Origin of the sequence: Hyalangium sp. (genome assembly GCF_035629615.1) — a bacterium.
In the GTDB taxonomy this organism is placed as follows: domain Bacteria; phylum Myxococcota; class Myxococcia; order Myxococcales; family Myxococcaceae; genus Hyalangium.
Genome location: NZ_DASPHO010000174.1, coordinates 1 through 10,785 on the forward strand (window position 1 = coordinate 1; position 10,785 = coordinate 10,785).

Below are 10,785 nucleotides of genomic sequence, written 5' to 3' on the forward strand. Positions count from 1 at the left end.
CTCGACGCTGGTGTGCACGGAGCTCGTCTACAAGTCCTACACGCCCTCGCAGGACGTGAAGGGCCTCCGGATCGGGCTGGTGGACGTGGCCGGCCGGCGCACCCTCCCCGCCAACGAGATCGTCAAGCTGTTCGACCAGGAGTATGACAAGCCGGACCGGCAGCTGGACTTCGTGGCCTTCCTGGACGGGCGCGAGGACAAGAAGGGCGCTATCGAAGAGGATGTCCTCACGTTCCGCCAGACCTACCAGCGGATGAAGTGGGATATTGCCCAGAAGTAGCCCCGGTCCAGCGAGGCAGGATCCATGACGGAAGAGATGGCCCAGGAGATGTTGGAGCTGGCCCAGCCGCTCTTCGAGCGGATGATCGCCCAGCAGCAGGCCAAGGTGCTGCGCCTGGCCCGCGAGGCCGTGCCCAACCTCAGCCCGGAGGAGGTGCGCAACGCGCATGACTTCCCGGAACTCAAGGAACATCCCACCTTCGAGTACGAGGATGGAATCCTGGCAGGGTTGATCTCGGCGCAAATGGCGCTCCGGGCGGAAATCAAGGGTCGACTTCCACACCGGCCCCCCCAAGGGCCCTGACAACCGGTCGCCTGCCTTTGCCGTTCGCCCTCGGCTGGGTTAGTCCTTGCGCCGTGAACTCTCCTTCCGGATTCGGCTCCCCGCTTGCTCGGGAGCGGTTGGTGTCAGCCCTCGCTGCGGATCCGCCACGGCTGGATCTGGCGGCGCTGGCCATTGCCACGCTGGCCAACCCCTCCCTGGACGCGCCGGCCTGCCTGCACACGCTGGATGCGCTGGCGGCGCGGGTCCAGCTGGAGGTGGAGCGTCACATTGAGGAGGGGCCGTCCCTGGCGCGCCTGCGGGCCCTGCGCCATGTGCTGGCGGACATCGAGGGCTTCCGCGGCAACCAGAACGACTACTACGCGCCGGAGAACAGCTTCCTGGACCATGTGCTGGAGCACAAGATCGGGCTGCCCATCTCCCTCTCGGTGGTGTACCTGGAGGTGGCGCGGCGAGCGGGGATCCCCCTGTACGGGGTGGCATTCCCCGGCCACTTCCTGGTGGCGTGCAACGCGGGGAACCACAAGCTGGTGATCGACCCGTACCACAACGGCGACATCCTCACGGAGACGGGGTGCGAGGAGCTGCTCAAGCGGGTGGCGCCGCAGCTCCGCTTCGATCCGGCCAAGCTGGCGCCGGCGCCGGTGGAGCTCATCACCTACCGCATGCTGTCCAACCTCAAGCGCGTGTACCTGGAGCACGAGGACGCCGAGCGCGGCCTGACGGTGGTGGACCTGCTGCTGCTGCTGGCGCCGGACCATCCGGGGGAGCTGCGCACACGCGCGCTGCTGCTCTCGAAGGTGGGGGCGTTCCGGGCCGCGCTGAAGGACGTGGAGCGGTGCGTGGAGCTGTCCCCCGAGGCGCCGGATCGCGAGCGGTTGGATCTGATGTCCAAGGAGCTGCGCGAGCGGCTGGCCAACCTGAACTGAGCCTGGAGGCCCTGTGTCCCAGCCCCCCCGCCCATGGCCGCGTCTGCGGCGAGGGCTCGAGCATGACTACACGATCCTCAAGGTCCGCGAGGACATGTACGCGGACCCGCGCACCGGCCATGAGCACCCGCGCGTGTTCATCGACACGCCAGAGTGGTGCAACATCATCGCCGTGACGCCGGAGGATCAGCTGGTGCTGATCCGGCAGTACCGCTTCGGGATCCAGGAGACGACGCTGGAGATCCCAGGTGGGCTGGTGGAGAGGGGCGAGGAGCCCGCGGTCGCCGCGGCGCGCGAGCTGGAGGAGGAGACGGGCTATGTGCCAGGGCGCCTGGTAGAGCTGGGCTCGGTGCATCCCAACCCCGCGCTCCAGGGCAACCGGTGCCACTCCTTCCTGGCGCTGGACTGCGTGAAGCGCCACGAGGGCCAGCAGGACCATGGCGAGGACATCACCGTGGAGCTGCACCCGCGCGCGGAGGTGCCGCGCCTCATCCTCGAGGGCCAGATCACCCACTCGCTCGTGGTGGTGGCCTTCTTCCTGGAGCGGCTGCGCGCGGAGGCTGCCAGGTAGGGACAGTCCTCGGGCTTGCTGACCCCTGAAGCTCTCGGTGTATGGTCACCCCATGAGGATTGCTCTCCTGGGTGCCGGACGCATCGGCCAGATCCACGCCGCCAACATCCACCACCACCCTGGCTCGCAGCTGCACGCCGTCGTCGACGTGAACGCCGCGGCCGCGAAGTCTCTCGCCGAGCGCTATGGCGCGAAGGGCTCCACCGATGTGGACGCCGTCCTCGCGGATCCCGCCGTGGAGGGCGTCTTCATCTGCACCTCCACGGACACCCATGTGGAGCTGATCCTCAAGGCCTCGCAGCGCAAGCTGCCAATCTTCTGCGAGAAGCCCATCGACCTGGACCTCGCGAAGGTGGACACCTGTCTGAGCGAGGTGTCGCGCTCGGGCGTGCCGCTCGTGCTCGGCTTCAACCGCCGCTTCGACCCTCACTTCCGCTCCCTGCGCGACGCGGTCCGCCGCGGTGAGGCCGGTGACATCGAGATCGTCAAGATCACCAGCCGAGACCCAGCCCCTCCGCCGCCTGCCTATGTCCGCGTCTCTGGTGGCATCTTCCGCGACATGATGATCCATGACCTGGACATGGCGCGCTTCCTGCTGGCCGAGGAGCCCGTCGAGATCTTCGCCACGGGCTCCTGCCTGGTGGATCCCGGCATCGGCGAGGCCGGCGACATCGACACGGCGATGGTGATCCTCAAGACCCGGCGCGGCGCGCTCTGCCACATCGACAACAGCCGGCGCGCCGTCTACGGCTATGACCAGCGGATCGAGGTCTTCGGCTCGAAGGGGATGCTCCAGGCGGCCAACCCGCCTCCCACCACCGTCACGCGCTACACGCGCGACGCCGTGCTCACCGACAAGCCGTACAACTTCTTCCTGGACCGCTACCCCGAGGCCTATCGCGCCGAGCTGGACCACTTCCTCGAGGTCGCCGCCGGCCGCGCGGAGCCCCTCGTGACAGGCCACGATGGCCGCGCAGCCCTCGTCCTCGCCGACGCCGCGCTCCAGTCCCTCAAGCTCGGCAAGCCTGTCCCGATCCCCCAGTGAGCAGGCCCACCCGGTGGCCCGCTCGCTGAGCTACGGCAGCATCCGCTCCCGCACCCACTCCACGAGCTGCTGGTACCCTGCGAGGAACTGCCGCAGCGTGTGGACCGAGGCCCCATACCCGGCGAACTCCTCCGGGCGCATCCCCTCCTCGTCATAGGCTCGAACGAAGTCCGGGAACTTCCGGCGGAGTGTGTCGACGATCTCCGATGCGATGGGCTCGGACAGCGTCTTGCGCGGCGCGATGTCCGAGGCGTTGAACTGCTTCCACCACCCGTACGGGATGCTCTGGATCGACTCTTCTCCAATGAGCTCCGACCAGTGCAGGTGGTGACGGTATGCGGCCGCGAGCAGCGTGCTCCGGTACTGGCGCTGGAGGAACAGCTGGCGCGCCCGCTTGAACACGGCGATCCCCGCCCAGTTCAAATACCCAGGGTCCACGAGGATGGAGTCCCGCTCGGCCGCCCGCTTCAGGTGGTCGTCGAGCCGCCCCACCATGATCGTCACGTAGGGGTGCAGCCGCTCCCGAGGCACCCCCGCCCGGATCGCCCGATCCATCCCCCGCTCCAGCGCCTCCGCCGTGGCGAGCACCTGCGGCACGGTGAAGCTCACCGTCGCGTTGACGTTGATGCCCTGGGCCGTGAGCTCCTCCATCGCGGCAATGCCCTCCTTTGTCGCCGGGCACTTGATCGCGATGTTGGGCGCGAGCGCGGCGAGCGTCACCCCGTGCTCGATCATCCACTCCGTGGACCGGTAGAGCTTGGGGCTCACCTGGACGCTGAGGTACCCCTGGCGGCCCTTCGTGGCCTCGTGGATCGGCAGCAGCAGGGCGGCGGCGTCCCTCGCGACGGCCTCGATGAGCTTCCAGGCCACGTCATCCTCGGTGTCACCAGGGTTCTCGCGCAGGATGCGATCGAGCACGGGGACCCACCTCGCCTTGTCGCCGCTGACGGCGGCCCCGACGATGACGGGGTTCGAGGTGGCACCAACGGCGCCGTTCTGGATGGCCTCCGCCAGCTCATGGAGCGCGCAGGAGTCGTTCCAGAACTCGGTCCCCAGCGCGACGGTCTGCTGCATCCGGGATGAGGTCTCAGACACCCGCCGTCTCCCGGATGTAGCGCCGCCCGCGGAGCGCATACTCGAGAGGATTGGCCTTCGCCGGATCCTGCTCGGCCTCCACGATCCACCAGCCTGAGTACCCGAGCGCAGCCAGGTGCTCGAAGATCGGCTTGTAGTCGATCCCCCCATCTCCCGGGACGGTGAAGGCGCCGGCGCGAACGGCGGCCTCGAAGCTGTGCCCCTTGGCTCGGACGTCCGCCACTACCGCTGGGCGGATGTTCTTCAGGTGGACGTGCGCGACGCGCTTCCCATGAGCGCGCAGCACCGCCAGCGAGTCTGAGCCCGCGAACGCAAGGTGCCCCGTGTCGAGCAGGAGGGAGAGCACCTTCGTCCGCTCCATCAGCCGATCCACGTCGCGCGAGTCCTGGATCACCGTGCCCATGTGGGGGTGGTAGGCCACCTTCATCCCCGAGGCAGCAGCCCGCTCGGAGAGCCTGTCGAGCCCCTCGTAGACGCGCGTCCAGGCGCTCTCATCGAGCAGCTCCAGGCCGGAGGCGAAGCGCAGCGGCTTCGAGCCCTCCGAGTGGATGGCGTGCGTGCACTCGGCGACGATGACCACGCGGCTCCCCGCGGCCTTGAGCCGGGCCAGGTGCGCGTCGAAGGCCTTCTCCTCGTCGGGGTAGGGCCTGGAGGCTAGGTAGGTGCTGTGCCACCCGGAGGCGAGCCTCAGCCCGTACTGTTCGAGCAACCTCCGGACCTCACCGCCCTCCTGCGGGAACCGGTGGCCCAGCTCCGTGCCCACGTAGCCCGCCTGGCGCATCTCGCTCAGGCACTGCTCCAGCGTGATCGATGCCCCGAGATCCCGGAAGTCATCGTTGCACCAGTTGATGGGCTGGGCGCCCACCTCCACCTCGAGACCCTTCTGCATTGCGCGTCCTCCGCGAGCGGCCCGTCAGTAATGGAACCGCCGCTTCTTCTTCGCTTCTTCATACGCCGCGTGCTTCTCCTGCACTGAAGAGGAGGAGCTCACCTCGGCAATGGGCACGTCCCACCAGGAAGTCCCTGGCAAGCCCGAGCTGGTCTCGAGCGGGACGTAGATGAGGCAGCTCGTCGGCTGGGCCCGCGCCTCACGCAGCGCACGGGAGAGCTCGGCGGCGGTCGTCGCGGTGAAAGCCTTCGCCCCCAGGCTCTGGGCGTTCTGGACGAAGTCGACGGCGAGCGGCTCGCCTTCGAGCCGGCCCCCCTTCCTGGCGCGGAACTCGTTGCCGAAGCCCCGGCCCCCCGAGCCGCGCTGCAGGTTGTGGATGCACTGGTAGCCGTGGTTGTCGAGGAGGACGACGGTGAGCTTCGCCCCCTCCTGGATTGATGTCAGCAGCTCCTGGCTCAGCATGAGGTAGCTGCCGTCACCCAGCAGCGCATACACCTCACGCTCGGGACGCGCGAGCTTGACGCCAAGCGCACCGGCGATCTCGTAGCCCATGCACGAGTAGCCATATTCCGAGTGGTAGTCGTCCGCTTCCTTCGCACGCCAGAGCTTGTGGATGTCGCCGGGGATGCCGCCCGCCGCGTGCACGACCGTGGAGCCGGGGCCCGCCTCGTCGTTGAGGATGCGGATCACCTCGGCCTGCGTGAGCCGGCCATCCGGCGAGCGCGTGAGCTCCTCGCGGGTCCTCGCCCACTCCTCCCGGGCCGAGGCGATCTCGGCCCCATAGCCCTGGGGGATGTGCCACCCCTCCAGCGCCTTCGTGAGGTCCTCGAGCGCCACCCTCGCGTCACCGACGAGCGGGAGCGCTCCGTGCTTGGCGGCGTCGAACGCGTTCACGTTGATGGCGATGAAGCGCACCCCCTCCGCCTGGAACTGGGTCTTCGACGCCGTCGTGAAGTCCGACAGGCGCGTGCCCACGACGAGGACGACGTCCGCGTCCCGGGCCAGCCGGTTGGCGGCGCCCGTCCCCGTGACGCCAACAGCCCCCAGACAGGCGCCATGCGTGTCCGGCAGGGCGCCCATACCAGCCTGGGTGACACCGACGGGGACGCCCGTCGCGTCCGAGAACCGCCGGAGCGCCTCTTCGGCCGCGCCGTAGTGAACTCCACCGCCTGCGATGCAGAACGGCCGCCGGGCCCGCCGCAGGAGCGCCGCGGCCTCCTCCAGGCGCTCCCGGGAGCATGGCCGACGCTCGACGACGTGGACCCGCTCCTGGAGGAAGTGCGCCGGACAGTCGAAGGCCTCGGCCTGCACATCCTGGGGGAGACACAGCGTCACGGCCCCCGTCTCCGCGGGATCGGCGAGCACCCGCATGGCCTCGGGGAGCGCGTACAGGATCTGCTCGGGCCGCTGGATCCGATCCCAGTACCTCGACACTGGCCGGAAGCAGTCATTGACGCTCACGTCCATCGAGTGAGGGAACTCGAGCTGCTGCAGCACGGGCTGGGGACTCCGGCTGGCGAAGATGTCCCCGGGCAGCAGCAAGACGGGGAGGCGGTTGATGGTGGCCGTGGCCGCGCCCGTGACCATGTTGGTGGCGCCCGGCCCGACGGAGCTGGTGCACGCGAAGGTGGAGAGCCGCTTCCGGGCCTTCGCATAGGCGATGGCCGTGTGGACCATGCCCTGCTCATTCTTGGGCTGGAAGTAGGGCAGCTCGCCCTCGTGCTCCTCCAGCGCCTGGCCGATCCCTGTCACGTTGCCATGGCCGAAGATGCCAAAGACGCCCCGAAAGAAGCGGTGCACCTCGCCATCCCGCGAGACGCGCTGCGCCTCGAGGAACCGGACGATCGCCTGCGCCAGAGTGACCCGGACGGTCTTGCTCATGTCATCGCTCCCCTGCGTTCCCTGGCCGCCAGCCCTGCTGCTGGGCGTCGAGCACCCACCGGTGCTCCTCGCTGAACTCGAAGCCACGGTAGGGGTTGCCCGGCTTGTGCCGCACGACCCACAGGTAATACATGCCATAGCCCGGCGCGGAGACCTGGGGGTGATCGAGTCCTCCCTGGATCTTCACCGTGTCGTACTGCCTCACCTTGTGGACGTCCTCCCCCAGCTCGGCGTGGCCGTAGCCCTGCGGAAGCGTGAAGCGGTAGTGGTAGATCTCCGTCTGGGCGTGGTGGTGCGGCGGGTAGCTCGACCAGCGGCCCGGGTAGTTGATCACCTCGCCGATGACGAGGTTCGACTCGGGTCGGTGCGTCAGATCGAAGGCCAGGCGCACCGTGCGCAGCGCCCCCTCCTGGACGAGCCCCTTGCCGCGCAGCTCGTCTTGGATGTCCTGGGGGAAGAAGAGGCGCGGCTCGAAAGCCTTCGGGTTCGTCGCGCACACGACGCCCCACTCTACCTCTTGGCTCGTGGCCTCGATGCGGACGCGGGTGCCCGCGGGAATGTGGACCACCGTGGGCGCCTCGTCGAAGAGCGAGGCCCTCGCCACCGTCGTCCGTCTGCCCTCGAGCTCCACCTCCGCCTGGCCCGAGAACAGGATCCAGGCGGTCTCCTTGGCAGCGGGCTCGTGGAGGCTCTCGCCGCGGCCCATGCGGTGGACACCGAAGTCGATCCCTGTATCCAGCTCGGCCTCACCCTCTCGCGTGATCCAGGTGAGGCCGCGCGGGAACCCCCCACGGTGGCGAGTAATGACGGCTGCTCTCGCCTGGGTGCTGTCGGCCATGACCCCTCCCTGCAGGTTGAGCACTCCGGCCCGGCCGACGTTAGCACGCTCCCCTGGCAGAGCTGCCTAGGGCGTCGGCGTCAGCTGGCAGCCGCAGCCACAATCGTCAAAGAACGCACTCTCCCCCGTGTTGCACACGAACCGGAGCGTGGCGCACTGGGCGGGAGCCTGCGAGACGTAGCGCCGGTTCGGATCCTGGTAGTTGCAGGTGCCCTGCGTGTTCTGGCACCCGCAGCCACAGTCATTGAAGAACGCCGTGGAGCCCTCGGGGCACTTGAAGAGGATGGCCGCGCACTGGGCGGGATCCCGGGAGACGTAGCTCAGGTTCGGATCGCGGTAGTCGCACTTGGGCTTCTTCTCCGCATAGGGATCGACGCAGACGCCGCCGCAGTCGGCGCCGCCCTGGGTCGGATCACAGGAGTCCTTGGGATCATCCACGCAGCTGAGCCCCTCGGGGCACGGGATGGCGGCGATGCCTCCGCAGAACTGGCCGCCCGTCGGCTTCCCACCTCTCGTGGCCTCTTCAGCCTGACCGACAGCCCCCATGACCAGCACGCCCAGCAACAGTAATCGGGTGAACATAAGACCTCCTCTTGCAAGGAGAGATCACCCCCCAGAGGCCGGTCCGGAAGGGGGCGGACAGGCAACCAGCCTCTCCTCCGAAGGCACCAGGCCCGTCCGGCTCGGCAGGAACACTCCTGGCGGCGCGCTCAGCGCTTCGAGGCCTTGCGGTTCCAGGTGCCAGAGCGGCCACCCGACTTGTGCTCGAGCTGGACGCGCTCGATGACCATGCCCCGATCCACGCTCTTGCACATGTCGTAGACGGTGAGGGCCGCCGCGCAGGCCGCGGTGAGGGCCTCCATCTCCACGCCAGTGCGATCCACGGTGCGGACCTCGACGCGGACCTCCAGCCCGTCCTCGAAGGGAGCGAGCGTCACCTCCACGCCGGAGAGCGCGATGGGGTGGCAGAGCGGCACCACGTCCGGGGTGCGCTTGGCGGCCATGATGCCGGCGAGCCGGGCCGCGGCCAGCACATCCCCCTTCTCCACCTTCCCCTGCTGGATGCGCGCGAGGGTTGCGGGGAGCATGCGCAGGCGCGAGGTGGCCACGGCCACCCGGCCCGTCTTCCGCTTGCCTCCAACGTCCACCATCCTCACCGCGCCACCCCCTGCGCCACGGCGGCGAGCAGATCCTCAACGATGTCCTCAGGCTCCTCCAGCCCAACGGAGACGCGGATGAGGCTCTCACGGATACCTGCGGCAGCGCGCTCCTCGGGAGTCATCCGGCGAGCGCTGGCGCTGGCCGCGTGCATCACCAGCGTGCACACGTCCCCGAGCGACGGCCCCGGCCGCGCCACCTTCAGCGCCTCCAGGAAGCGGAAGGCCTCGGGCCGGCCCGCGCCCTTGATCTCGAACGCCACCATGGGGCCGAAGCCGCCCTCCAGCACCTCGCGAGCCACCGCATGATCCGCGTGAGAGGGCAGGCCCGGGTAGTAGACGCGCTCCAGCAGCGGGGACTCGGCGAGGCGGCGCGCCACGTGCGCGGCGTGCTCGAAGTGGGCCTTCATGCGCACGTGGAGGGTGCGCAAGCCCCGCTGGGTGAGCCACGCCTCGAAGGGCCCCAGCACGTCCCCCGCGATCAGCCGCTGGGAGCGCAGCGAGGCCATGCGCTCACGCGAGCCGCTCACCGTGCCGGCCAGCGCGTCGCTGTGGCCGTTGATCCACTTCGTCGCGGACTGGACGGCATAGTCCGCCCCCAGCGAGAGGGCGCGCTGCCCGTACGGCGAGGGGAAGGTGGCGTCCACGGCGAGCGCCGCCCCTGCCTCCTTGCAGGCGCTCGCCAGGGCGCGGATGTCCGGCACGGAGAGCAGCGGGTTGGTGATGCTCTCGGCGAGCACGAGCTTGGGCCGCAGCTCGGCAATGCGGTCGGGCGCGTGGGGATCCGTGAGCACCAGCGGGTGCAGCTCCACGCGGGCGCGGGCGCACAGCGTCTTGAAGAGCAGGCGCGTGACGCCATAGCCGTCCGCGGGCATGACGACCCGGTCCAGCGCCTGGAGGTTCTGCGCCTCGAAGACGGCGCGGAGCGCAGCCATGCCGCTGGCGTAGGAGACGCACGCCTCGGCCCCCTCCAGCGCCGCCACGGACTCCTCCAGGAGCGCGGTGTTCTGGGCGCTGATGCGCGAGTAGACGTAGTCCTTGCCGTCCAGCGCCCCATCCAGCTCCTCGCTGCTGTCGAACCAGCCCACCGTGGACATGTGGATGGCGGGGGCCAGGGGCTGGGACGTGCTGCCCACCAGCCGGCTGCCCGCGTGGACAGCCACCGTCTTCTGACTCAGCCGCTTCGGGCTCATGTCGGTTACCTCGAGGAGCGGGGGCCCACGCTCACTTGCCCTGCTCGATGAGCCAGCGCTCGGCCTCGATGGCGGCCATGCAGCCGGTGCCCGCAGCGGTGACGGCCTGCCGGTAGACGGCGTCCTGCACGTCGCCGGCGGCAAAGACACCCTCGATGTTGGTGCGGGTGGTGCCTGGCTCCGTCTTGAGGTAGCCGTTCTGGTGCGTCTCCAGCACGCCCTGGAAGAGCTGGGTGTTGGGGACGTGGCCGATGGCGACGAACAGGCCCGTGGCGGTGAGGAGCTGGGTGTCGTTCGTCTTCAGGTTGCGCACCACCGCACCCGTCATGCCCTGCTCGTTGCCCACCACCTCGTCTACCGCGCTGTTCCACATGACGGAGATCTTCGGGTTGTTGAGCACGCGATCCTGCATGATCTTCGAGGCGCGCAAGGTGTCTCGGCGGTGCAGCAGGGTGACGTGGTTGACGATCTTCGCCAGGTAGGTGGCCTCCTCCATGGCGGTGTCGCCGCCGCCCACCACCAGCACGTCCTGCTTCTTGAAGAAGGCCCCGTCACAGGTGGCGCACGCAGACACCCCGCGGTTCTTGTAGATATCCTCGCCCTTGACGCTCAGCCACTTGGCGGT

General features: G+C 68.9%; 12 protein-coding genes and 1 pseudogene. 5 read left to right on the top strand and 8 right to left on the bottom strand.

Annotated elements, in window-relative coordinates; genetic code table 11:
• The 5 genes and pseudogenes from VD972_RS08985 to iolG form a co-directional block, all read left to right on the top strand.
• Positions 1–280 (top strand): annotated as a pseudogene (locus tag VD972_RS08985) (protein tyrosine phosphatase); the annotation flags it as partial.
• A gap of 24 nt (positions 281–304) precedes the next feature.
• Positions 305–583, top strand: coding sequence for a hypothetical protein (locus VD972_RS08990; protein WP_324983853.1), 279 nt, complete (start codon positions 305–307; stop codon positions 581–583).
• A gap of 53 nt (positions 584–636) precedes the next feature.
• Complete coding sequence (locus VD972_RS08995) at positions 637–1,491, top strand: transglutaminase-like domain-containing protein (protein WP_324983857.1); 855 nt, start codon at positions 637–639, stop codon at positions 1,489–1,491.
• Positions 1,492–1,504: 13 nt separating this feature from the next.
• A complete protein-coding gene (locus VD972_RS09000) occupies positions 1,505–2,062 on the top strand; it encodes an NUDIX hydrolase (RefSeq protein ID WP_324983860.1) in 558 nt (185 codons plus the stop codon).
• Positions 2,063–2,114: 52 nt separating this feature from the next.
• Positions 2,115–3,107 carry an inositol 2-dehydrogenase gene (gene iolG, locus VD972_RS09005; protein WP_324983863.1) on the top strand — a complete coding sequence of 331 codons (993 nt, stop codon included), beginning with the start codon at positions 2,115–2,117 and terminating at the stop codon, positions 3,105–3,107.
• A gap of 30 nt (positions 3,108–3,137) precedes the next feature.
• On the opposite strand, the gene VD972_RS09010 is transcribed toward iolG, so the two are convergent.
• The 8 genes from VD972_RS09010 to VD972_RS09045 form a co-directional block, all read right to left on the bottom strand.
• Positions 3,138–4,202, bottom strand: coding sequence for a transaldolase family protein (locus VD972_RS09010; RefSeq protein ID WP_324983866.1), 1,065 nt, complete (start codon positions 4,200–4,202; stop codon positions 3,138–3,140).
• Complete coding sequence (gene iolE / locus VD972_RS09015) at positions 4,195–5,091, bottom strand: myo-inosose-2 dehydratase (protein ID WP_324983874.1); 897 nt, start codon at positions 5,089–5,091, stop codon at positions 4,195–4,197. Before iolE ends, VD972_RS09010 begins: the two co-directional genes overlap by 8 nt.
• A 24-nt stretch (positions 5,092–5,115) precedes the next feature.
• Positions 5,116–6,972, bottom strand: a complete 1,857-nt coding sequence (gene iolD, locus VD972_RS09020) for a 3D-(3,5/4)-trihydroxycyclohexane-1,2-dione acylhydrolase (decyclizing) (RefSeq protein ID WP_324983877.1) — start codon at positions 6,970–6,972, stop codon at positions 5,116–5,118.
• 1 nt (position 6,973) lies between these two features.
• The gene (locus VD972_RS09025) at positions 6,974–7,810 is read right to left on the bottom strand and encodes a 5-deoxy-glucuronate isomerase (protein ID WP_324983880.1); all 837 of its coding nucleotides are present in this window, start codon (positions 7,808–7,810) and stop codon (positions 6,974–6,976) included.
• 66 nt (positions 7,811–7,876) lie between these two features.
• Complete coding sequence (locus tag VD972_RS09030) at positions 7,877–8,392, bottom strand: hypothetical protein (RefSeq protein WP_324983884.1); 516 nt, start codon at positions 8,390–8,392, stop codon at positions 7,877–7,879.
• Between the two features lie 128 nt (positions 8,393–8,520).
• A complete protein-coding gene (gene moaC / locus VD972_RS09035; protein ID WP_324983887.1) occupies positions 8,521–8,967 on the bottom strand; it encodes a cyclic pyranopterin monophosphate synthase MoaC in 447 nt (148 codons plus the stop codon).
• Entirely contained in the window at positions 8,964–10,160 is a 1,197-nt protein-coding gene (locus VD972_RS09040; protein WP_324983889.1) for an aminotransferase class I/II-fold pyridoxal phosphate-dependent enzyme, read from the bottom strand. Before VD972_RS09040 ends, moaC begins: the two co-directional genes overlap by 4 nt.
• 31 nt (positions 10,161–10,191) lie before the next feature.
• Positions 10,192–10,785: FAD-dependent oxidoreductase (locus VD972_RS09045; RefSeq protein WP_324983893.1), on the bottom strand; the 594-nt coding region annotated here is incomplete at its 5' end.